Genomic DNA, 24,895 nt, shown 5'->3' with positions numbered 1-24,895 from the left:
GACTGCTGGGGAGGCTCGGCCACTGTGTCCGGTTCAGAAGAAGTCCTGGCGTACTGGCAGCAGTTGCTCACACCTCTCCCGCAGGAGACGGTGCTGCCCGCCGACCGGCCCTATCCGCCGGCCCCGACCGGCGGGCACAGGGTGCGGACGCTTCCCCTCGGACACGACACCTCCGACGACCTGTTGCTGGCCGCCTTCGTCGCCCTGCTGCACCGCTACGGCGGCGCCCCCGACGTCACCGTGGGGCACGGACCGCTGGCCGTGCGCGTCTCGTGCGAGGGGGAGCCCACCTTCGCCGATCTCGTACGCCGGACGACGGCGGCCCGTGATGAGGCCGAGGCGCGTCCAGTCGAGCTGTCGGCCCTGGTCGAAGCGCTGCGACCCGAACCGACCCGGGGCGGCGGGCTGTTCTTCAACACCGCGTTCGCGACCGCCGCCAGGCCGTTCACCGCCGCGCCCGGCCCGGTCGATCTGGTACTGGAAGCCCTGCCGGGAGAGGTGCGGGCGCACTACCGTGCCGACCTCTTCGACGATGCGACCGTGGACCGGCTTCTCGGCCACTACGTGACCCTGCTGGCCGACGGTTCCACTCGCCCCGAGACGCCGGTCGGCGCTCTGACGCTGATGACACCGGACGAGTACCGGCGCGTGGTCGTGGAGTGGAACGCCACCGCTCACACCGTCCCGTCCGCCACCTGGCCCGCCATGTTCGCGGAGCAGGTACGCCGGCGTCCCGACGACATCGCGCTCGTCTTCGAGGACGAACGCCTCACCTACGCCGAGCTGGACGAGCGCGCCAACCGGCTGGCGCACGCCCTGATCTCCCGCGGTGCCGGCCCTGAGCGCATCGTCGCACTGGCACTCCCCCGCTCGGCCGACCTGATCGTCGCCGAGGTCGCCGTCCTCAAGTCCGGGGCCGCGTACCTCCCGATCGACCACGACTATCCGGCCGACCGCATCGCCTACATGCTGGGGGACGCGGCACCGGCGGTCCTGGTGACGACGGCGGACACCGCCAGGGACGTCCCCGAGCACGAGGGGATGGCTCGGCTTCTGCTCGACTTCCCCGCCACCGCCGCGGAGTTGGCGGACCGGCCCGTCCACGACCCGACCGACGAGGACCGCGGTGGGGCTCTCACCGTCCTCAACGCCGCGTATGTCATCTACACCTCGGGCTCGACCGGCAGGCCCAAGGGCGTCGTCCTCGCGCACAGCGGTGTGGCGAAGCTCGTCGCGACACAGAGCAAGCGGTTCGGCATCGGTCCGCACAGCCGCGTCCTGCAGTTCGCCTCGCCCAGCTTCGACGTGGCCTTCTGGGACCTGTGCCTCGGTCTGCTGTCCGGCGGCCGTCTCGTCGTCGTCCCCGCCGAACGCCGGGTGCCCGGCGCGGCGCTCGCGGACTACGCCAACGACAACGGCATCACCTTCATGATCCTGCCGCCCGCCCTGCTCGCGGCGATGCCGGACGACGTCGTCCTTCCCCCGGCCGCGACCCTGCTGGCCGGAACCGAGCGGGTCTCCCCCGAGCTGGTCGGCCGCTATGCCGGCGGCCGGATGATGTTCAACGCCTACGGCCCGACCGAGGCCACCACCAACTCCACCCTCGGGCTGTGCGATCCCGACACCCCGGCCGGCTCCGTCGTCCCCATCGGCATCCCCGACCCCGGCACCCGCGCCTATGTGCTGGACGCCCGGCTCCAGCCGGTCCCCGCCGGTGTCGCCGGCGAGTTGTACCTGGCCGGGGACGGTCTGGCGCGCGGCTACCTCGGCAGGCCCGACCTCACCGCCGAACGATTCGTCGCCGACCCCTTCGGCGACGCGGACACCCCCGGCGGGCGGCTCTACCGCACCGGCGACCTGGTCCGCTGGAAGGCCGACGGACGGCTGGAGTTCCTCGGACGCGCCGACACCCAGGTCAAGATCCGGGGCTTCCGGATCGAGCCGGGCGAGATCGAGTCCGTCCTGCGCCGCCACCCCGCCGTCGACCAGGTCACGGTGATCGCCCGCGAGGACCGGCCGGGCGACCGGCGGCTCGCCGCCTACGTCGTACCCTCCCTGGAGGCGCGGCCCGGTCACGACGAGGGCGAGCAGGTCGAGGAGTGGAAGGACCTGCACGAACTCCTCTACAGCGCCGCCGGGTCCGAGGGCTTCCGCGAGAACTTCGCGGGCTGGAACAGCATGTACGACGGACGTCCGATCCCCGTGGCCGAGATGCGGGAGTGGCGGGACGAGACCATCGCCCGCATCGCCGAACTCGGCAGCCCCCGCCGGGTCCTGGAGATCGGCGTCGGCAGCGGCCTTCTGCTGTCCCGGATCGCGCCCGGCTGCGAGACCTACTGGGGCACGGACGTCTCCCACGAGGCGGTGCGCGCGCTGCGTACGCAGGTGGACGCGGTGCCCGAGCTGGCGGGCCGCGTCGAACTGAGCGCCCGGCCGGCGCACGACACCGACGGGCTGCCGCAGGGGTTCTTCGACACCGTCGTCATCAACTCCGTGGCCCAGTACTTCCCGAGCTCCGCCTATCTCACGGACGTCCTGCGCAAGGTGTCGGCCCTGCTGGCGCCCGGCGGCAGGGTGTTCGTCGGCGACATCCGCAATCTGCGGCTGCTGCGCACCCTGCGCGCCGCCGTGGAGAGCCGGCGCGCCGACGGTGACGGCGAGACGGACAAGAACGCCCTGCGCACCGCCGTCGAGCGGTCCGTGCGCTGGGAGGGCGAACTGCTGCTCGACCCGGACTACTTCGCCGGGCTCGACGGCTTCGACGCCCAGATACGGGTCAAGCGGGCCGCACACCACAACGAGCTGAGCCGCTATCGCTACGACGTCGTCCTGAGCCCGAGCGACGGCTCCGCGCGTCCGGCTCCCGCCGAGCGGGAGATCCACTGGTCCGTGACCGGCGGGACGGCCGAGGTGGCCACCCTGCTGGCGGAGCGGCCCGGGCGGCTGCGCGTGACCGGGATACCCAACGCCCGTCTCACCGACGACCTGTCGGCACTGCGCAGGCTGGAGGACACCAGCCGTCCCGCGGAGCTCGGCGTGGACCCCGAGGAACTGCTCGCGCTCGCCGCCGAGCACGGCCGCCGGGTGGACATCACCTGGAACGGTCAGGCCGACGACGGTTCGCTGGACGCCGTTTTCACCGACGGGACGGACGAGACGGCGGCCGGGGCGCTCGACGGGCTGTACCGCCCCGGCGGCCGGTTCCCGCAGGCCAACCGGCCGGTGCCGTTCCGCGATGTCACCGTGCTGATGAAGACCCTGCGCGGGCACGCCACCGAATGGCTGCCCGACTACATGGTGCCGTCCGCCTTCGTCCCGCTGCACGCGCTGCCGGTCACTCCCAGCGGCAAGCTGGACGCCAACGCCCTGCCCGTGCCCGACTACGGCGCGCTCAGCTCGGGCCGCGCCCCGCGCAACGCCCGCGAGGAACTGCTCTGCCGCCTGTACGCCGAGGTGCTGGGGCTGCGTGCGGTCACCGTCGACGACGACTTCCTCGCCCTCGGCGGGGACAGCATCACCGCCATCCAGCTGCTGATCCGCGCCAGGGGCGCGGGTCTGCGCCTCACCCCCCGTGATGTCTTCCGGCACCGCACCGTGGCCGCGCTCGCGGAGGTGGCCGTCGACCTCGTCACCGCTCCCGCCGCCGACGCGCGCCAGCCGCTGGTCGAACTCGCCCCCGGCGACCTCGCCGAGATCCAGCGCAGTATGCCGCTCACGGTGCAGGAACTGCTGCCCCTGAGCCCGCTCCAGGAAGGCTTCTACTTCCACTCCCTGATCGGCGCGGCCGACAGTGACGCCTACGTCGTCCAGCAGGTGCTCGACCTGTCGGGTCCCCTCGACGGGGAGACCCTGCGCCGGGCGGCGCAGGCTCTGCTCGACCGGCATGCCCCGCTGCGTGCGGGATTCCGCCGCCGTTCCGACGGCACCCCTGTGCAGATCGTGCCCCGCGACGCCGAACTGCCGTGGCGCGAGGTCGACCTGTCGGCGCAGGACGGCGGCGTCCGCGAGACGCTGGCCGACGCGGTAGCCGCGGACGAGCGCGCCGGACGGTTCGACCTGGCCCGGCCCCCGCTGCTGCGCTGCGCCCTGGTCCGGCTCGGGCCGGAGCACTGCCGACTGGTGTTGACGTTCCATCACATCGTGGCTGATGGCTGGTCGTTGCCCGTGCTGCACCGCGAACTCATGGCGTACTACGGCACACCCGAACCCGGACTGCCCGAGGTGACCCCGTACGCCGACCATCTGGCCCGGCTCGCCCGGCAGGACCCTGACGCGGCGCGCGATGCCTGGCGCGCGGCGCTCGCGGGTGTCGACGAGCCGACGCGGCTGGTCGGGACTCCGGCGGACGGCACCGCCCTGGTGCCCGGCCAGGTCCGGGTCGAACTGTCCGAAGGGACCACGAGGCGGCTGACCGAACGTGCCCGCGAGCACGGCGTCACCCTCGGCACCGTGGTCCAGGCCGCGTGGGGTCTGCTGATCGGCAGGCTCACCGGACGCCAGGACGTGGTGTTCGGCACCACCGTCTCGGGCCGGGACAGCGAGGTCGACGGCATCGAGTCCATGGTGGGCCTGTTCATCAACACCCTTCCCACCCGGTTCCGCTGGCAGGCCGGCGAGTCACTCGGTGTGCTGCTCGCCCGCCTCCAGGACGAGCAAGCGCAACTGATGGACCATCAGCACCTGGGACTCGCGGAGATCCAGCGGCTGACGGGCACGGCCGGCGGCACGGAACTCTTCGACACCCTGGTGGTGTTCGAGAACTACCCCGCCGACGGGGACCTGCGCGATGCCTCCGGGACAGTGCGCATCACGGGCCACGCATTCCACGACGCGGTGCACTACCCCCTCGCGCTCATCGTGAAGCCGGGCAGGCGGCTCGACCTGCGGCTGAAGCACCACGTCGCGCGGCTGGACGGCGAAGCCGTCCGCGCGCTGGGCGACCGGCTGACGCGGATTCTGGAGGCGGTGGCGGCCGACCCTTCCGCCGTCGCCGCATCCGTCGAACTGCTCTCCGGGCAGGAGCGGGCGCGAGCCCTGCCCGCCGGGGACGAGCGGGCCGTCCCGGTCGCCACCCTGGCCTCGGCCATCGCCGAGCAGGTGGCCCGCACCCCAGACGCCGTGGCCGTCGTCTTCGAGGGCGAGGAGCTGACGTACGCCGAACTGGACGCGAGGGCCGAAGCACTGGCGCGCCGGCTGCGCGCCCGAGGCGCCGCTCCCGAGTCCTTCGTGGCCGTCGCCGTCCCGCGGTCGGCCGAGCTGATGGTGGCTCTGCTCGGCGTGCTGAAGTCCGGCGCCGCCTATCTGCCGGTCGACCCCGACTACCCGGCCGACCGCGTCGCCCACATGCTGGCCGACTCCGGTACCACGCTCGCCGTCACGGTGCCCGGGACTGCCGGGCGGCTGCCGCGGGCCGATGGCGTCACCGTGCTCGTCCTCGACGGAGCGACGACGCCGGATACGGAGACGGAACCCGTCGCCGTCCGGGCCGCCGGTCCCGACAGCCCCGCCTATCTGATCTACACGTCCGGCTCCACGGGACGCCCCAAGGGCGTCACGGTCACCCACCGCGCCATCGTCAACCGGCTCGCCTGGATGCAGGGCGCCTACGGGCTGCGGCCGGACGACCGGGTGCTCCAGAAGACGCCGTCCAGCTTCGACGTCTCCGTCTGGGAGTTCTTCTGGCCCCTGCTCCAGGGCGCGGCCGTCGTCCTGGCCCGCCCGGACGGCCATCGCGACCCCGCCCATCTGACCGCTCTGGTCCGCGAACGGCGGGTCACCACCCTGCACTTCGTCCCCTCCATGCTGGAGGCCTTCCTCCAGGCGGACGAGATCACCGGCGACCCTTCCTGGTCCGCGTCGCTGCGGCGTGCCTTCAGCAGCGGCGAGGCGCTGCCCGTGTCCGCCGCGCAGCGCTGGCAGTCGCTCACCGGGGTGCCGCTGCACAACCTGTACGGGCCGACCGAGGCCGCCGTCGATGTCACCCATCACACCTACGACGGTGACGAGGGCGTCGTCGTGCCCATCGGACGGCCGGTGTGGAACACCGGACTGCGCGTCCTCGACGCCTGCCTGCGGCCCGTTCCCGACGGTGTCCCGGGCGAGCTCTACCTCTGCGGCGTCCAGTTGGCGCGCGGCTATCACGCCCGCCCCGCACTGACCGCGGAACGGTTCACCGCCGACCCGTACGGACCGGCGGGCAGCCGGATGTACCGCACCGGGGACCTGGTGCGCCGCCGGGCCGACGGGGTGATCGAGTACCTGGGCCGTACCGACCGCCAGGTCAAGCTCCGCGGCAACCGCATCGAGCTCGGCGAGATCGAGGCCGCGCTGGTGGACACGGCACCGGTCGCGCAGGCCGCCGTGACCATCCGCGACGAGGCGCTGGTCGCCTATGTCGTGCCGGCCGGCGGGGCCCGCCCGGAGGCGGTGGAACTGCGCGACGCCCTGACCGCCGTGCTGCCCGCACCGATGGTGCCGAGTGCCTATGTGGTCCTCGACGCCCTCCCCCTCACCCCGAGCGGCAAGCTGGACCGGGCCGCACTGCCCGAGCCCCACGCCGTACGCGCCGCCGTCCGCGCCCCGCGCGACGCACGGGAACAGGTGCTGACCGAGATCTTCGCGGCCGTGCTGAAGCTGCCGGAGGTGAGCGTCGACGACGACTTCTTCCTGCTGGGCGGCGACAGCATCAGCTCCATCGGCGTGTCCAGCCGTGCCCGCCGGGCAGGTCTGGCGCTCGATCCGCGCGACATCTTCGACCACCGCACCCCCGCCGCCCTCGCGGCCGCCGCGACCGTCACCGAGGACCGGGAGACCGAACCGGCGGCGGCCGCGATCGACCTCACCCCCGAGGAGCGGTCCCGGGTGGAGCGGCTCGCACCGGGCCGGATCGACGACGTGTGGCCCCTCGCGCCGCTCCAGGAAGGCCTGTTCTTCCACTCGACGTACGACGACGGTTCGCTGGACGTGTACACCGTGCACGAGTCGTTCGACTTCGCGCGGCGCGTCGACGCCGACCGGCTGCGGACGGCCGCGAGCGTGCTGCTCGACCGCAACCCCAGTCTGCGCGCCGGGTTCACCAGTGAAGGGCTGCGCCAGCCCGTCCAGTTCATCGTGCGTGACCCGCACATCCCTCTCGAAGAGGTCGACCTCTCCTCGCTCCCGGCCGCGGAACAGGACGCCCGGCTGGGCGCGTTGATGGACGAGGAGCGCTCCCGGCGCTTCGATCTGGCACGGCCTCTGCTCTTCCGCATGCTGCTGGTGCGCCTCGGCGACGAGCGCGGCGACCGGCTCGTCATCGGCCGTCACCTCATCCTGTGGGACGGCTGGTCCGCCTGGCTCTTCCTCGACCAGCTCTTCGCCCTGTACGAGAGCGGCGGCGACGCGGCGGCGCTGGCGCGCCCCGGCTCCTACCGCAACTACCTGACCTGGCTGGAGCACCAGGACGACAGCCGGGCCACAGCGGCCTGGCGCAGCGCGCTGGACGGTCTGGAGGAGCCGACGCTCCTCGTGCCGTCCGCCGCGGACCGGGGTCTGGAACCGGTGATCCCCGAGCATCTGGAGACCGTGCTCGCCGCGGAAGCGGGCGAGCGGCTGCGGGAGACCGCGCGGAGTCACGGGCTGACCCTCAACACCGTGCTCAACGCGGCGTGGGGCCTGGCGCTCGCGAGCGCCACGGGCCGTGCCGACGTCGTCTTCGGGACCACGGTGGCGGGGCGGCCCAGCGAGGTGCCGGACGTCGAGAACGTCATCGGCATGTTCCTCAACACCGTGCCCGCGCGTATCGCCTTCGATCCGCGCGAGAGCGTCCTGGACCTGCTGCGCCGTATCCAGGGCGAGCGTCTGGAGCTGATGCCGCACGAGTACCTGGGGCTCGGTGTGCTCCAGGCCGAGACGGGTCACCGGCGGCTCTTCGACACGCTGTTCGTGCTCCGCAACGCCGACACGGACGAGCGGCTCGCCGAACTGCGGGACAGGCACGGCGCGACGGCCGTGGCCAACGTCGACGCCACGCACTACCCCGTCAACCTCGTCGTCACGCCCGGCGAGAGCGTCCGTGTCACCCTGGCGTACCGTCCCGACCTCGTCGACGGCCCCTCCGTCCGGACCCTCCTGGAGCGATTCACCCTGCTGCTGGACCGCCTCATCGCCGACCCGTCCGCACCGGTGGGCTCGCTCGACGCGCTGCTGCCCGGCGAGGCCGCCACGCTGGCCCGCGAGGATGTGGCGGGACGTGAGCCGGTGCCGCACGAGACCGTGGCGGACATGCTGGCCGCGCAGGCCGGCCGGACCCCGGACGAGAGCGCCCTCGTCTTCGGCGAGCAGGTCCTCACCTACGCCGAACTCGACGCCCGGTGCAACCGGATGGCCCGGCTGCTGCTGGCGCACGGCGCCGGCCCCGAGACGGTCGTTGCCCTGGGTCTGCCGCGTTCCGTCGACATGGTGGTGGCCCTGTTCGCGGTGCTGCGCACCGGCGCGGCCTATCTGCCGCTGGAGCTGGACCACCCGGCGGACCGGCTGGCGCTGATGCTCCAGGACGCGAAGCCTCTGCTCCTTCTGACGACGGAGGGCGTCTCACGGACCCTGACCGGCGACGTGCCGCGGGTACTGCTGGACGGCCCCGGCACCGCCGCCGACCTGGCGGCCCGCTCCGCCGATGCCGTCGAGGTGCGCTTCAGCCTGGACCACCCCGCCTACGTCATCTACACCTCCGGCTCGACCGGCCGCCCCAAGGGCGTGGTGACGCCGTACATCGGGCTGACGAACATGCAGCTCAACCACCAGAAGGAGATCTTCGCGCCGGCCATCGCCTCGGCCGGCGGGCGCAGGCTGCGTATCGCGCACACCGTCTCCTTCGCCTTCGACATGTCCTGGGAGGAGCTGCTGTGGCTCGTCGAGGGCCACGAGGTGCACATCTGTGACGAGGAGCTGCGGCGCGACGCGATCGCCCTGGTCGCCTACTGCGAGACGCACCGCATCGACGTCGTCAACGTCACCCCGACGTACGCCCATGTGCTCATCGAGGAAGGGCTGTTGGAGGGGCACCGCCCGCCGCTCGTCCTCCTCGGCGGCGAGGCCGTCACGGAGACCGTGTGGAACGCCCTGCGGGACACGGAGGGCACCTACGGCTACAACCTGTACGGGCCCACCGAGTACACGATCAACACCCTCGGCGGCGGCACGCACGACAGCGCCACGCCCACGGTGGGCCGTCCCATCCGCAGCACACGCGCCCGCATCCTGGACACCTGGCTGCGGCCCGTCCCCGACGGGGTCCCCGGCGAGCTGTACATCGCCGGGGTCGGGCTGGCCCGCGGCTATCTGGACCGGCCCGGCCTGACGGCAGAGCGCTTCGTCGCCGACCCGTACGGTCTGCCCGGCGAGCGCATGTACCGGACCGGCGACCTGGTGCGCCGCCGCGCAGACGGCAATCTCGACTTCCTCGGCCGCACCGACGACCAGGTCAAGATCCGCGGTCACCGGGTCGAGCTGGGTGAGATCGAGACGGTCCTCGCGCAGCATCACGAGGTGGTGCAGGCGGCCGTCATCGCGCGCGACGACACGGCAGCGCCCGGCACCCAGCGGCTCGTGGCCTACGTCGTGCCGGCCGAACCGGACGACGAGGCACGGGAGACGGCCGAGCGCGAGCAGATCGGCGAGTGGCAGGAGATCTACTCCGCCGAGTACAGCGAGATCGGCACCGCGGTCTTCACCGAGGACTTCGCGGGCTGGGACAGCTCGTACGACGGAACGCCCATTCCGGTGGAGCACATGCGCGAGTGGCGCGCGGCCACCGTGGAACGGATCCGCGAGCTGCGGCCCAGGCACATCCTGGAGATCGGCGTCGGATCCGGTCTGCTGCTCTCCCAGCTCGCTCCGGACGCCGAGTCCTACTGGGCGACCGACTTCGCCGCCCCCGTCATCCGCAAGATCGGCGAGGACCTGCGGCGCGACCCCTCACTCGCCGGAAAGGTCGAACTGCGCTGCCAGAGCGCCGATGTGACGGACGGGCTGCCCGTCGGTCACTTCGACACGATCGTCATCAACTCGGTCGTGCAGTACTTCCCGAGCCTCGACCACCTCGCCCAGGTCATCACCGGGGCGATGGGTCTGCTCGCCCCCGGTGGCCATCTGTTCATCGGCGATGTGCGCAATCTGCGACTGGCACGGCCCTTCCAGACCGGGATCCAGGTCACGCGGGCCGGCTCCGACGCCGATCCGGACACGGTCCGCAAGGCCGTCGACCGGGGCATCGCCCTGGAGAAGGAACTCCTCGTCGACCCGGACTGGTTCGCCACGCTCGGTTTCGGCGTCGAGCTGCGCACCAAGGCCGGCCGGCACCACAACGAACTGACCCGCTACCGCTACGACGTCGTGCTGTACGCCGATACCGCGACTGCGCTGGACCTCGGCGACGCTCCGGAGTCCGACTGGAACGGCGTCGGCGAGCTCACGGTACGGCTGGACGAGGAGCGCCCGCAGTGCCTGCGGGTGCGACGGGTGCCCGACGCCCGGACCGCGGGCGAACTCGCCGCCATGCGGGCGGTGGACGCCGGCCGGCTTCCCGGCGGCGCGCCCGAGGGCGTGGAGACCGAGACCCTGGGCCTGCTCGGAGCCGAGCGCGGCTACCGGGTCCTGACCACATGGTCCAGTGAACTCGGCTGCTTCGACGCGGTGTTCGTGCAGGAGTCGGTGGCCGTGCGGGACGGGGCGGTCCGGCGTACGTCCGGGCTGCTGCTGCCGTCGACCGACGGCACGGCCGTGCACGCCAACACCCCGGCCACGGCCCGCGGCGCCGGGGCTCTCGTGCGACGGCTGCGCGAGGACCTGGGCGGACGTCTGCCCGGCTACATGGTGCCGGCCGCGTTCGTCGTGCTGCCCCGGCTGCCGATGAACGACAACGGCAAGCTCGATGTCCGGGCTCTGCCGGACGCCGAACCGGCAGTCGCCCTGTCGACCGGTCGCGGGCCGCGCACCCCCGGCGAGGAGGTGCTGTGCCGGCTGTTCGCCGAGGTGCTCGGTCTGGCACGGACCGGCGCGGAGGACAACTTCTTCGACCTGGGCGGCCATTCGCTGCTCGCGACCCGGCTCATCAGCCGGGCCCGTACCGAGCTGGGCGCCGAACTCGCCATCCGTGACCTGTTCGAGGCGCCGACACCCGAACTGCTGGCCGGCCGTGCCGACATGGGCCGGCCCGCGAGGCCCGCCCTGGGAAGGGCCGCCGAGCGCCCGGAGCGCATCCCGCTCTCGGCGGCGCAGCGCCGGCTGTGGCTCGTCGAGCGGATCACCGGTGGCGGAGCGGCGTACAACTTCCCGCTGGTCTTCCGGCTGCGCGGCGAACTCGACCTGGAGGCCCTGCGGGCCGCCCTGCGGGATGTGGCGGGACGCCACGAGGCTCTGCGGACCCGCTTCGTGGAGCACAACGGTGAGCCGTACCAGGTCATCGTCCCGGCCGGGGAGGCCGCTTTGGAGTTCCTCGTGGCCGAGTGCGACGCGGCCGGGCTCGCCGGGCGGATCGAGTCGGCCCAGCGCCGTCCGTTCGACCTCGGGCGCGAACTGCCCCTCCGCGCCGAGGTGCTGCGCCTGGGACCGGCCGATCACGTGGTGGCCGTGGTGCTGCACCACATCACCACCGACGAGTGGTCGGACCGGCCGTTCCTGGCCGATCTGAATGCGGCGTACGCGGCGCGCGCCACGGGCACCGCTCCGGACTGGGCGCCCCTGCCGGTGCAGTACGCGGACTACACGCTGTGGCAGGAACGGCTGCTGGCGGAGGTGGGCGAGCGGCAGCTCGGCCACTGGACCGAGGCTCTGCGGGACCTGCCGGAGGAGCTCGACCTGCCGCTGGACCGTCCGGGGGCGGCCCGGACGACGGGCCGGGGCGCCGTCGTGCGCACCACACTCGCCGACGCGACCGCCACAAAGCTGCGCGATCTGGCCGCCGCCCACAACTGCAGCATGTTCATGGTGTTCCAGGCGGCGACGGCGGTGCTGCTGCACCGGCTGGGCGCCGGCGACGACATCCCGCTCGGAGCTCCGATCGCGGGGCGTACCGACAGTGCCGTGGACGAGCTGGTCGGCTTCTTCGTCAACACGCTCGTCCTGCGCACGGATCTGTCCGGTGACCCGTCGTTCGCCGAACTCCTGGACCGGGTACGGGAGTCGGCGCTCGCGGCCTTCGAGCACCAGGACGTGCCGTTCGACCGGGTGGTGGAGGCGGTGAACCCGGCCCGGGTGGCCGACCGCAACCCGCTGTTCCAGGTCATGCTCGGCTACCACCACCGCCCCGACGGGGACCCGGATCTGCTCGGTATGCCGACCGAGTGGTTCCACATGGACACCGGTACGGCCAAATTCGACCTCGACTTCACCTTCGTCGACCACGGCGCCGGGCACGACATGGCGCTGCTGCTGGAGTACGCCACGGATCTGACCGAACCGGGCACGGCTGCCCGGCTCGTGGACCGGCTGGTGGGCCTCCTGGAGCAGATCGTGCACGACCCGGGCCGGCCGGTCGGCGCTCTGACGGTGCTCACCGACGAGGAGGAGTCGGCGGCCACGACGGTGTGGAACGACACCGCCCGGCCACGGGAGACCCGTACCGTGCCGGAGCTGTTCGCCGACGTGGCGCGGCGCCGCGCCGACGCGACCGCTGTGGTGTCCGGTGCCTCGCGGCTGACCTTCGGTGAGCTGGCCGCGCGGGCGGACGCGATCTCCCGACTGCTGCTGCGGCGCGGCGCGGGCCCCGAGACCGTGATCGGTCTGGCTCTGCCCAGGGCGGAGACGGTCCCGGCGATTCTCGGTGTGCTGGGCGCCGGTGCCGCGTATCTGCCGCTCGACCCCGGCTATCCCCCGGACCGACTGGAGATGATGCTCGCGGACACGGCTCCGCTGTGCGTTCTCACCACGACGGCGCTGGCGGAAGAGCTGTCCGTGTCGGACTGTCCGACGGTGCTGCTGGACGATCCGGCCGCCTACGAGGGCGCGAGCGCGGCCCCCGCGCCCCGCCCGGAGCCGGACCAGGCCGCCTACGTGATCTTCACTTCGGGTTCCACGGGCCGGCCCAAGGGCGTCGTGGGCACCCACCGCGGTCTGAGCAACTTCTTCGCGGCGCAGTACACGGACGTCATCGAGCCCGCCGAACAGGCGGCGGAAGGCGCCCCGCTGCGCGCCCTGCACGCCGCGTCGTTCAGCTTCGACGGCTCCTGGGAGCCACTGCTGTGGCTGCTGGCCGGGCACGAGCTGCATGTGCCGGACGAGCCGACGATGGCCGACCCTGCCGCTCTGCTCGCGCTGATCGACGGGGCACGGCTGGACTACGTCGACCTCACCCCGAGCCATCTGCGCGAACTCACCCACCACGGCTTCCTCTCCGCCGACCGGCACCTCCCGCGCACCCTCACCGTGGGCGGCGAGGCCACCCCCGCCGCCCTCTGGCAGCGGCTGTGCTCCCTGCCCGGCGTCCAGGTGCACGACCTGTACGGGCCGACCGAGTGCAGCGTCGACGCGTACGGCTGGCACGGCGGCGCCGACGGTTCGTGGGCGGCTCCGGTGGGCAACATCCGCGCCCATGTCCTGGACGAGCGGCTGCGGCCCGTGCCGGTGGGTGTCGGGGGTGAGCTGTATCTCGCGGGCGAAGGCGTGGTGCGGGGCTACCTCGGCCGGCCGGGACTCACCGCGGAGCGCTTCACCGCGGACCCGTACGGCCCGCCCGGAACGCGCATGTACCGCACGGGCGACCGGGCCCGGCGACGAAGCGACGGGACCCTGGAGTTCCTCGGCCGCACCGACGACCAGGTGAAACTGCGCGGCTTCCGCATCGAGCTCGGTGAGATCGCGTCCGTCCTCGACACCCACCCGGACACCGCCGCCTCGGCCGTGGTCGTACGGGAGGACTCCCCCGGAGTGCCCCGGCTCGTCGGGTACGTCGTGCCCGCGCCCGGCCGCACACCCGACCTCGCGGCACTGCGCGCCCATCTCGCGCGGGCACTGCCCGGGCACATGGTCCCGGCGGCGTTCGTGGTGCTGGACGCGCTGCCGCTCGGCGTCAGCGGCAAGCTGGACCGGGCCGCCCTCCCCGCGCCCGATCTTGCGGCGCTGTCGTCGGGGCGGCGGCCGCGCACGCCGCGCGAGGAGTTGCTGTGTGCGGAGTTCGCCGGCGTCCTCGGACTGCCGGGGGTCGGCGTCGACGACGATTTCTTCGCACTCGGCGGCCACTCGCTGCTCGCCATGCGGCTGGTCGCCAGGATCCGTTCCGTGTTCGGGGCGGAGGTGTCGCTGCGGACCGTCTTCGACGCGCCGACCGTGGGCCGGCTCGCCGAGCACCTGTCGGGCGCGGTGGAGGAGGCCCGTCCCGCCCTGACCGCCCGCACCACCCGGCCGGAACGACTGCCCCTGTCGTCGGCGCAGCGCCGCCTGTGGGTGCTCTACCAGGTGGAGGGCCCCAGCGCGACGTACAACATCCCGTCCGCCTGGCGTCTGACGGGGCCGCTCGACATGGCCGCGCTGCGGGCCGCGGTGGCGGACCTCGTCGAGCGGCACGAGACACTGCGCACGGTCTTCCCCGACGAGGGCGGACGCCCCTACCAGCTGGTGCTCGACCCGCACGAGGCGCTCGTGCCGGTGGAGTTCGAGGAAACGAACGAGGACGAGCTGCCCGGGCGGCTGGCGCAGGCGGCGGCGTACGGATTCGCCCTGGACCGTGAGGCTCCGCTGCGGGTCCAGGTGTTCCGGACGGGCGAGGAGGAGTACACCCTGCTGCTCCTGCTGCATCACATCGCCGGGGACGAGTGGTCGGAGCTGCCGCTGAACCGGGACCTCGCGATCGCCTACGGGGCACGCACCGCCGGGCTGGCGCCCGACTGGCAGCCGATGCCGGTCCAGTACGCCGACTACACGCTGTGGCACCTGGAGTCGCTCGGCGACGAGCAGGACCCCAGCAGTCTGACGTCCCGCCAGATCGCCCACTGGAAGCAGGCGTTGGCGGGTCTGCCGGAGGAGCTGGCACTCCCCGTCGACCGGCAGCGGCCGCAGGAGTCGAGCTACCGGGGAGGCTCGGCCGATCTCTCGCTCGACGCCGAACTGACCGCGGACCTGACGCGGCTGGCGCGCGCCGGCGACGTCAGTATGTTCATGCTGCTCCAGGCCGCGGTGGCCACGCTGCTGACGCGGCTGGGCGCCGGTCACGACATCCCGATCGGCAGCCCGATCTCGGGGCGCACGGACGCGGCGCTGGACGACCTGGTCGGCTTCTTCCTCAACACGCTGGTGCTGCGCACCGACACCTCCGGCGACCCGACCTTCCGTGAGCTGCTGGCCCGGGTCAGGGAGGGCGACCTGGCCGCCTTCGACCACCAGGACGTGCCGTTCGAGCGGCTGGTGGAGGTGCTCAATCCGGCACGGTCGCTCGCCCGCCACCCGCTGTTCCAGGTGATGGTCGTCTATCTGGCGGCCGGCGGCGACGAGGCGTCTCTGCCGGGTCTGCGATCACGGCGGGTGGACGTCGGCCAGACGACGGCGAAGTTCGACCTGTCCTTCGACTTCGTCGAACGGGCCGACGGGACCGGGGTCGACGGTGTGCTGGAGTACAGCGCCGACCTCTTCGACGAGACGACCGCCCGGTCGTTCGCCGATCGGCTCCTGCGCATCCTGCGGGCCGTGGCGGCCGACCCGGACACCCCCGTGACACGGATCGGCGTGCTCGCGGACGCCGAGCGCCGGCGCATCCTCCATGAGTGGAACGACCGGCCGCTCACCGCGCTGCCGACCACGGTGCCCCAGCTCTTCGAGGACCAGGTCCGGCTGTCCCCCGAGGCGCCGGCGGTCGCATCCGACGGAGTGGAACTCACCTACGCGCAGGCGAACGCCGAGGCCAACCGGCTGGCGCGGCTGCTCGTGGCGCACGGCGCGGGGCCGGAGCGGTACGTGGCCCTGGCCCTGCCGCGCACGGCCCACACCCTGGTGGCGATCCTCGCGGTCCACAAGGCGGGCGCGGGCTATCTGCCGCTCGATCCCGACGCGCCCCACGGCCGCACCACGGAGATGCTCGTCGACGCCCGTCCGGTCGTGCTGCTCACCACCCGCGCGCTCGCCGGCGAACTGCCGCGTACGGACGTGCCCGTGCTGGTCGTGGACGATCCGGCGACCGTCGAGCGCACCGCAGCCCTGGACACGGCTGACGTGACCGACACCGACCGCACGGCGCCTCTCGCGCCGGGCCATCCGGCGTACGTCATCTACACCTCGGGTTCCACCGGCCGACCCAAGGGCGTGGTGGTCACCCACGAGAGTGTCGGCAACCTCTTCCACAGTCACCGCGAGACGCTGTACCGGCCGGCGGTCGCGGCCACCGGCAGACGGCATCTGCGGGCCGGTCACGCCTGGTCGTTCTCGTTCGACGCCTCCTGGCAGCCCCAGTTGTGGCTGCTCGACGGGCACTGCGTCCATGTGGTGTCCGAGGAGACGCGCCGCGACCCGGAGCTGCTCGCCGCCGACGTCACCCGGCACGGCTTCGACTTCCTGGAGGTCACCCCGTCGTTCTTCGCGCAGATGGCGGAGACCGGGCTGCTGCGGGACGGTCACTGCCCGCTCACCGTGGTCGGCGTCGGTGGTGAAGCCGTGCCCACGGCACTGTGGCAGCAGCTCGCCGCTCTCGACGGAACCGAGGCGTTCAATCTGTACGGGCCGACCGAGTCGACCGTCGATGCCCTGGTGGCGCGGGTCCGGGACAGCGAACGGCCGCTCGTGGGACGGGCGGTGGCCGGTACCAGGGCGTACATCCTGGACGCCTCGCTCCAGCCGGTGCCGCCCGGAGTCACGGGTGAGCTGTATCTGGCGGGCGGCGGCCTGGCCCGCGGATATCTGGGCAGTCCGGGGCTCACGGCCGAGCGGTTCGTCGCCGACCCGTTCGGAGGGCAGGGTTCGCGGCTCTACCGCACCGGCGACCTGGCGCGCTGGACGGCGGAGGGCCGGATCGACTACCTCGGTCGCGCCGACGACCAGGTCAAGATTCGCGGTTTCCGTATCGAACTGGCCGAGATCGAGTCCGTTCTCGCGGCCCATCCGGCAGTCGGCCACGCCGTGGTGACGGCACGTCAGGACGGTCCCCGCAAGCAACTCGTCGCCTATGTCGTCCCGGCCGCCGGGCAGTCACCGGACCCGGGTCGGCTTCGCGGTCATCTCGCGGCGACGCTGCCGGACTACATGGTCCCGGCCGCGACGGTCCTGCTGGACCAGCTGCCGAAGCTGCCCAACGGGAAGCTCGACCGCGGGTCGTTGCCCGCACCCGACTTCTCCGCGCTGTCCTCGGGGCGGCAGCCCGCGACACCGCTGGAGAAGGCCCTGTGCACGGTCTTCGCCGATGTGCTGGGACTCGAACAGGTGGGCGCCGACGACGACTTCTTCTCTCTGGGCGGCGACAGCATCGTGGCCATGCAGCTGGTCAGCAGGGCTCGCGCGGCGGGTGTGCGGATCACACCGCGGCTGGTCTTCCGGCACCGCACCGCGGCAGGGCTGAGCACGGTCGCCGAACTCACCGGCGCGGACGAGGCACACGCATCCGACGACGGCACGGGCAGTGTGCCCCTGACCCCCGTCATGCACTGGCTGCGGGAACTCGGCGGACCCTTCGGGAGCTACCACCAGGCGGCGCTCGTCCGCACTCCGGCGGAGCTGGAAGTGTCCTCGCTGACCTCGGTGCTCCAGGCGCTGGCGGACCGGCACGACCTGCTGCGGGCCCGGCTCGTGCGGCCGTCGATCGACGACACCACGAGCTGGAGCCTGGACGTTCCGGAGGCCGGTGCTCTCGACGCCGGCACGTGGATCGAGCGGGTGGATGTGTCCGGAGCGGACGACGAGACGCTGCGGACGACGATCGCGGAGCACGCCCACCTCGCCCGGACCCGGCTGGACCCGGACGCGGGCGAGATGGTGAGGGCCGTGTGGTTCGACGCGGGCACGGAGCCCGGTCGCCTGCTGCTGATGGCCCACCACCTGGTGGTGGACGGTGTCTCCTGGCGGGTGCTCCTGCCGGACCTGGCCGCGGCCTGGCAGGACGTGGCTGCGGGCCGCCCGGCGCAACTGGCTCCCGTCGACACGTCGTTCGCCCGCTGGTCCCGGCATCTGACCGAGCTGGCGCGGGACCCGGCGAGGGAGGCCGAGCTGCCCGTCTGGACCGCCGTCCTCGACGGCGGTTCGGAGCCCTTCCCGCTGGCGCGCGAGCTGGACCCGGCACACGACACGACCGCCTCGATGCGCGAGCTGGACCTGCGTATGCCGACGGGGCGCACGGCACCGCTGCTCTCGACCGTCCCGGCGGCGTTCGGCGCGACGGTCAACGACGTGCTGCTGGCCGGTCTGGGGCTGGCGGTCGCCGACTGGCGCCGTCGCCACGGCGGCAGCGACACCTCGGTGCTGGTCGACCTCGAAGGACACGGACGCGAGGAGGAACTCGCGGGTGACAGCGCGGACCTGTCGCGTACGGTCGGCTGGTTCACCAGTGTCTTCCCCGTCCGTCTCGACCCCGGTCCCGTCGACCTGGCCGACGCCTTCGCGGGCGGCCCGGCGGTCGAGGAGGCGGTGGCGAGCGTACGGGAGCATCTGACCGCACTGCCGGCGAACGGCGTCGGCTACGGTCTGCTGCGGCATCTCAATCCGCACACCCGTGAGGTGCTGGCACAACGGGAAGCGCCGAGGATCGAGTTCAACTACCTGGGCCGCTTCGGTATCCCGGAAGCGGTGGACTGGTCGTACGCCCCCGAGGAGGACGTGGCCGACATCGGCCCGGAGCCCGCGATGCGTGAGGGCCACGCACTGAGCATCAACGTCGTGACGGAGGACCGCGCGGACGGGCCGGTGCTGGCCGCCCACTGGTCCTACCTTGACGGGCCGCTCTCCCGGGAGACCGTCCAGGACCTGGCCGAGACCTGGTTCCGGGCACTCGAAGGACTGCTCGCCCGGGCCGCCCGCACAACGCCCGCGGCCCCGAAGAACTGACCGGACCCACACATCCGTACCGAGGAGAAGGACACCATGAGCAACCCGTTCGAGAACCCCGAGGGCGTGTACTCGGTGCTGGTCAACGACGAGAACCAGCACAGCCTGTGGCCGGACTTCGTGGACGTCCCGGCCGGCTGGACCGTCGCCCACGGGCCGGCGTCGCGGCAGGCGTGCCTGGAGTACATCGAGACCAACTGGACGGACATGCGGCCGAGGAGTCTCGCGCAGTCGATGGACAGCTGACCCCGCCGGGTGGGCCGCCGACAGGGTCGGCGGCCCACCCGGAGACGGCGAAGGAGCCGGTCCGCGAGTGATCTCGCGGCCCGGCTCCTTCACATACGAACCGGTCGGGCCGGGTCAGGAAGCGGGCTGCTCCACCTTGGTGGCCGGCTTGCCGTCGACCGCGGCCGCGAGCTGCGGGACCAGCCGCTCCATGACGTAGGGCAGGCTCAGGACGGAGACGAACGACGTCGCGTTGCCGTAGTCACTGGTCTCCGGGATGTAGACCTCACGGCCTTCCTTGACCACCTTCAGGTCGCCGTACGAGGCGTCCTTGTGGAGCTTCGCGGTGTCCTTGGCGACGTCGCCGACGATCCACACGACCGCCTGCTGGTCGAGCAGGTCCATGCGTTCCTTGCTGATGTTCGCCCCGAACTTGTCGCCGATCGCCTTGTCCAGGCCGGTCGGCAGCTTGAGCCCGAGGTTGGTGAGCAGGCGCGAGCGCGAGTCCTGGCTGCCGAAGACGAACGTGCCCTCGTACGGCGTCGCCATCACGCTGGTGGCGCCCTTGAACTCGGGGTGCTGCGCCGCGGCCGCGGCGATCTTCGCCTCGACGTCGGCGACGGCCTTCGTGGCCTCGGCGGGCTTGCCGACCGCGGTGCCGACCCGCTTCGTCAGCTCCTGCCACGGGATGCCGAAGTCGTTGTACTCCTTCGGCTGCGCGACGACCGGGGCGAACTTCGACAGGGACGCGTACTGCTCCTTGGTGAGACCGCCGTACAGGGCGAGGATCAGGTCGGGCTTCAGGGCCGCGATCTTCTCGACCTGCGGGCCGGTGCCGGTGTCCTTCAGCACCGTCGGCGCGGCGGCTCCGGCCAGTTTGTCCGTGGCCCAGGGGCCGATGGCGCCCTTGTAGCCGCCCAGCCACTCGGTGGTGCCCACCGGCACCTTGCCGAGCGCCAGCAGGGCGTCCTGGTCGGTGAGTCCGACCGTCACGATCCGCTGGGGCTCGGACTTGATCGTCGTGTTCCCGTACTTGTGCGGGATCGTCACAGGGAAGGCCTTGCCGGCCGACGCGTCCTTGCCGGTGGACGTGGACGTGTCCGAATCGGAGTCGCCCCCGCAGGCAGTGGCGGTTCCGAAGAGAAGCAGAACGGAGGCGAGCGCGGCGGCGAGCCGGGGAGCTCTGAGGGAGCGGGCCATCGGTGGTCCTTCGGTTCGGGTTCCTGTGGAGCAGTGACGGTGTGGGGGGCTGTGTTTCCTCAGACGCCGCGGTCGCGGCTGTCCGACCACGCCTCCCACAGGGCTGCGTAGCGTCCTTGTGTACGGCGGAGTTCCTCGTGGGTGCCGGTCTCGACGATGCGTCCGCCGTCCATGACGACGATGCGGTCGGCGGTCGCGGCCTGGGTGAGGCGGTGCGCCACGATCAGTGCCGTACGGCCGTCGACAGCGCGTGCGACGGCCTTCTCCAGGGCGCGGGCCCCGGTGCTGCCGGCCTCGGCGGTCGCCTCGTCGAGGATCGCGACGGGCGGGTCCGCGAGGATCAGCCGTGCGAGCGCGAGCGCTTGTGTCTGTGCGCTGCTGAGCCGGTGTCCGCCCTCGCCCACCACGGTGGCGAGTCCGTCGGGAAGGGCTTCGGCCCAGCCCAGCGCGTCGACCCGGTCCAGTGCGCTGCGCAGTTCGCCGTCGCTCGCCCCGGGCTTGGCCAGCCGGAGGTCGTCGGTGAGCGTCCCGGCGAAGACGTGGGTCTCCTGGGTGATCAGGGCGACCGTACGGCGGGTGACGGCCGGGCCGAGTTCGTGGAGCGCGGCGCCGCCGAGCCGCACGGTGCCGGCCGAGGGCCGGTGCACTCCCGCGATGATCTTGGCCAGGGTGGTCTTGCCGGCACCGCTCGCCCCGACGAGCGCGACGCGTTCTCCGGGCAGCAGGGTCAGGTCGACGTCGTGCAGCACGGGATGCCCGGTCTCGTACGCATGGCAGAGGCCGGTGACGGTGATGGACGCGTCACGCGGGGTCGCGGGGCGCGCGGGCTGCTCGGGGAGCGGCTGATCGGCCACGCCGACGAGCCGGGCGAGGCCCGCGGCGGCCGACAGGGCGTCGTCGATGAGGACGAGCGCGGAGTTGATGGGGGTGAAGAGGCTGTGGAAGTACAGCGCGGCGGCGGTCGCCGTGCCGAGGGACGCGGATCCGTCGCGCACCAGCCAGAAGCCGGTGACGAGGACGGCGGCGAGACCGATGAACTCCCCCACGTGCAAACGGCTGTAGAAGCCCAGCACGAGCTGGACACCGCGCATGGTGAGCTGGACGACGGACCAGGAACGCCCGGCGGCCCGTTCGCTGTGCTCCCCCTCCAGCCGGAACGCCTTGACGGTCGTGCTGCCGCCGATGGTGTCGAGCAGTTGCTGCTGCTGGGCGCCGGTGGCGATGCGCTGTTCCGCGTAGAGCGGTACGGCCCGTCGGACGTACCAGCGTGCCGTGTGTACCTGGACCGGCACGGCGAGCAGCGCGGCGAGCAGGAACCTCCAGTCGAGCACCGCGAGTGCGCCGAGGGTCAGGACGATCGCGAGCAGTGAACGGGCCAGCTCCGGCAGGGCGTTGCGGACGGCGTCGGCGATCAGCGACACGTCGGCGGTGACCCGTACGGTCAGGTCGCCGGAGCCCGCCTTCTCCACCTGCTCCAGGGGCAGCCCCAGGGCCCGTTCGACGAACCGTTCGCGCAGACGGGCCAGGACGGTTTCGCCGAGCCGGGAGATCAGCGAGAGGCCGAGGCCGGTGGTGAGTCCCTGGACGACGGCGACGGCGGCGAGCAGCACCACGATCGTGGTGATCGCGTCCGGCGGCCGGTGGTCCGCCGCCAGGTCGACGACGCGCCCGAGCAGCGGCTGGATCAGCAGTCCGACGGCCGTCGCGCCGACCATGACGGCGAAGCCGCACAGCGCGAGGAGCCGGTGGGGGCGCACGAGTTCACCGACGGCGGCGCGGGTTCGCGCCGCGGTCGCCGTCGGCAGCAGCTGCCGGACGGGCTCGCCGCTGGCGGCGGTCTCCTGCACGGTCTGTCGCTCCGTGTTCACGTCGGCGGGCGTCGAGGACTGCTGGTGCTCCGGATTCGCGTCGGCGGGCGTCGAGGCCTGACCGTCGGCCTGTCGGCCGGTCTGACGTGGTGTCATGAGAGAACTGCCGAACGGTAGGAGATGCGGTCACGGACGAGTTCGGCGTGGGCGGCGCAGCCCGCCACCCGGCCGTCCTCGATGAGGACGACCCGGTCGGTCACGGACAGCAGCGCCGGACTCGTGGTCACCAGGACGGTGGTGCGGTCGCGGCGGATGTCCCTCAGGCCGGCCGCGATCCTGGCCTCGGTGACCGCGTCGACCGCCGTGGCCGGGTCGTGCACCACCAGGACGGGTGTGTCGGCGGCCAGAGCGCGGGCGAGCGCGACGCGCTGGCGCTGTCCGCCGGACAGCGAGCGCCCGCGTTCGGTCACGATCGTGTCGCCGCCCTGGGGCAGCGTCCCGGCCACCTCGTCCGCGCCCGACGCGGCGAGCGCCGGACCGATGTCGTGCTCGGGCGGCGCCGCGGCACGGACGTTGCCGGTGAGCGTGCCTTCGAAGAGGTCCGCGTCGTGTTCCGCGACGAGGATCGCGGTGCGGACGTCCGCGGGGTCGAGGGTGGTCAGCGGTACGCCGTCCAGTTCGACCGAGCCGCTGTCGGGGTCGGAGCGCCGGGCCAGGCAGAGCAGCAGCGCGGTCGCGTCGGCGGAGTCGGTGGCGACCACGCCGACGAGGTCGCCGGGTGCGATGTCGAGATCGAGGTCCCGGAGTGTGCCGTACGAGACGCCGCGCAGGCGGACCGCGCCGCGGACGGGCTGCGGCAGCCGGCCGGCGCCGGGGAGTACCGCACCGTCCGCGCCGAGCACTCCGGCGATGCGCGTGGCGGAGGCACGGCCCTGCGCGAGCTCGGAGTTGATCCAGGAGAATTCCGAGAGCGGTCCGAGCAGGAACAGCGCGAGGCCGACCGCCGAGACCAGTTCGCCGAGGCTGATGTCCCCCTGCGTCGCGAGGCGTCCGCCGACGAGGGCCACGAGGGCGATGAACACGCCGGTGAGCGCGAGCACGATGCCGTTCTGCCATGCCCGCGCCCGTGCGGCCCGGAGAGTGGCGGACAGGGACTCACTGCTGGTCTGCCGGTAGCGCGCGACAGCGGCGGATTCGGCGCCGATGCCCTTGAGCACCCGTAGCCCGGCCACCAGGTCCGCGGCGATACCGGACGCCTGTGCCGCTCGTTCCTGTTCGGCCTCGCTCCGGCGCTCCAGCGGTTTGCTCAGCAGGTGGCCGAGCCACAGAAGAAGGGGTGTGCCGAGGAGCACCACGAGTCCGAGCAGGACCGAGATGCGGACCAGGACCACCGCGCTGACGAGGAGTCCGGTCATCGCCGCGACGGCGACGATCACGGCCATGTTGACGGCGCCGACCCGCTTGGCGTCCTCGGTCGCGATGTTCGTGAGCTCTCCGGGAAGCCGTCCGCTGTCCGCGCCGCCCTCCGGCGCCAGGATCCGGCCGACGAGCCGGGTCCTGAGACGGTGGGCCGCGGTCTCCGCCGCCCGTTCACCGGCACGGGCGCCGAACCGGAAGCTGAACGACAGTCCCACGTAGACGACGGCCAGCGCCGCGATGCCCAGCAGCAGCCCGCCGGTGTCGCTCTTGGCGACACCCTGGTCGATCACGACACCGATGAGCACGGGGACCAGGGCCTCGCCCGCCTGGTGCCCGGCGCCTAGCAGCGAGCCGATGGCCACGTCGCGACGCTGTCCTGTGACAGAGCTCCGCAGAACATCCCGCCCCGACAGGTCTGTTGCCCCCACCGCACTCCTCCGGACCTGCTTGGCAGTGCCCATGGACCGAGCACGAGAACTTAGGTAAGGCTAGACTAACCATGACCTGATGGGCCACCCCTCGTCGACGATCGAGGCAGTTGCGTGATCCGGCGGCGGGACGGCGTGGACGACGGCACTCAGAGCGGGCCCGAGTGCGCCGATTCCGGGGGCACTTGAGCCGCCTGCGCCGCGCCGTCGGGACCGTCGATCCGCACCAGCCGGTAGTGCTGCTCGTATGTGGACCTCTTGCGCCGGTCCGCCTTCTTCGGCCTCGCCCGACGGGCGGCCGCCACGAGCGCGCCGACCTCGGGACGCTCCCTGCGCAGCCGGTAGAACGCGCGCCCGGACATCCCGACGAGTGCGGCCGCCGGGCCGTGCAGGGCGCCGCCGCGCATGGCCGTCAACAGGACCCGCAGCGCCGTCGGGTTGAGGGTCGTCGCACCCGGGGCCGGTCCGCGCGCCCTGGCCATCGTGACCGCGGCAGCCATCGCGGCCGCGAACGTGGGGTCGTGCTCCTGCCAGGCCGCCAGCAACCGCTCGGAGACGCCGGCCGCCACCGCGCACCCCGGCGGCCCCAGCCCGAGAGCGGCAGCCCGTACGGCGTCGGCCATCCGCGCGGCGGTCTCCTCGCGCAGAGTCGGTTTCGCACCCAACGCGTGGAGCAGGGCCCTGTCGACGTCCTCTTGTGCGTCGAGGTCTGCCACCACACCATCGGCCCACGACTCCAGCCGGTTCGCGGGGTCGACTCGTCGCTCATCCACTCGCAACACCTTCTTAGGTTAGCCTCACCTAAGCACATTCCGGAGTGGGATG

6 protein-coding genes are annotated in these 24,895 nt (G+C 72.5%); 2 read left to right on the top strand and 4 right to left on the bottom strand.

The window, feature by feature from the left end; genetic code table 11:
• Positions 1–24: 24 nt before the first annotated feature.
• Positions 25–18,990 (top strand): non-ribosomal peptide synthetase, encoded by an 18,966-nt coding sequence (locus RPQ07_RS33665; RefSeq protein WP_313948024.1) that lies wholly within the window; start codon positions 25–27, stop codon positions 18,988–18,990.
• Positions 18,991–19,026: 36 nt separating this feature from the next.
• Positions 19,027–19,236 (top strand): MbtH family protein, encoded by a 210-nt coding sequence (locus RPQ07_RS33660; RefSeq protein WP_313948023.1) that lies wholly within the window; start codon positions 19,027–19,029, stop codon positions 19,234–19,236.
• 114 nt (positions 19,237–19,350) lie between these two features.
• Here RPQ07_RS33660 and RPQ07_RS33655 read toward each other — a convergent pair whose 3' ends face one another.
• From RPQ07_RS33655 to RPQ07_RS33640, 4 genes are all read right to left on the bottom strand, one after another.
• On the bottom strand, positions 19,351–20,415 hold the full coding sequence (locus RPQ07_RS33655; RefSeq protein ID WP_313948022.1) for an iron-siderophore ABC transporter substrate-binding protein: 1,065 nt from the start codon (positions 20,413–20,415) through the stop codon (positions 19,351–19,353).
• A 59-nt stretch (positions 20,416–20,474) separates the two neighbouring features.
• A complete protein-coding gene (locus tag RPQ07_RS33650) occupies positions 20,475–22,379 on the bottom strand; it encodes an ABC transporter ATP-binding protein (RefSeq protein ID WP_313948021.1) in 1,905 nt (634 codons plus the stop codon).
• Positions 22,376–24,070, bottom strand: coding sequence for an ABC transporter ATP-binding protein (locus RPQ07_RS33645; RefSeq protein ID WP_413777803.1), 1,695 nt, complete (start codon positions 24,068–24,070; stop codon positions 22,376–22,378). Before RPQ07_RS33645 ends, RPQ07_RS33650 begins: the two co-directional genes overlap by 4 nt.
• Positions 24,071–24,219: 149 nt before the next feature.
• On the bottom strand, positions 24,220–24,843 hold the full coding sequence (locus RPQ07_RS33640) for a hypothetical protein (protein ID WP_313948019.1): 624 nt from the start codon (positions 24,841–24,843) through the stop codon (positions 24,220–24,222).
• Positions 24,844–24,895 lie beyond the last annotated feature (52 nt).

The sequence above is a fragment of the Streptomyces sp. AM8-1-1 genome, assembly GCF_032229325.1.
In the GTDB taxonomy this organism is placed as follows: Bacteria; Actinomycetota; Actinomycetes; order Streptomycetales; family Streptomycetaceae; genus Streptomyces; species Streptomyces achmelvichensis.
This window is presented reverse-complemented; position numbering and strand designations above follow the sequence as displayed.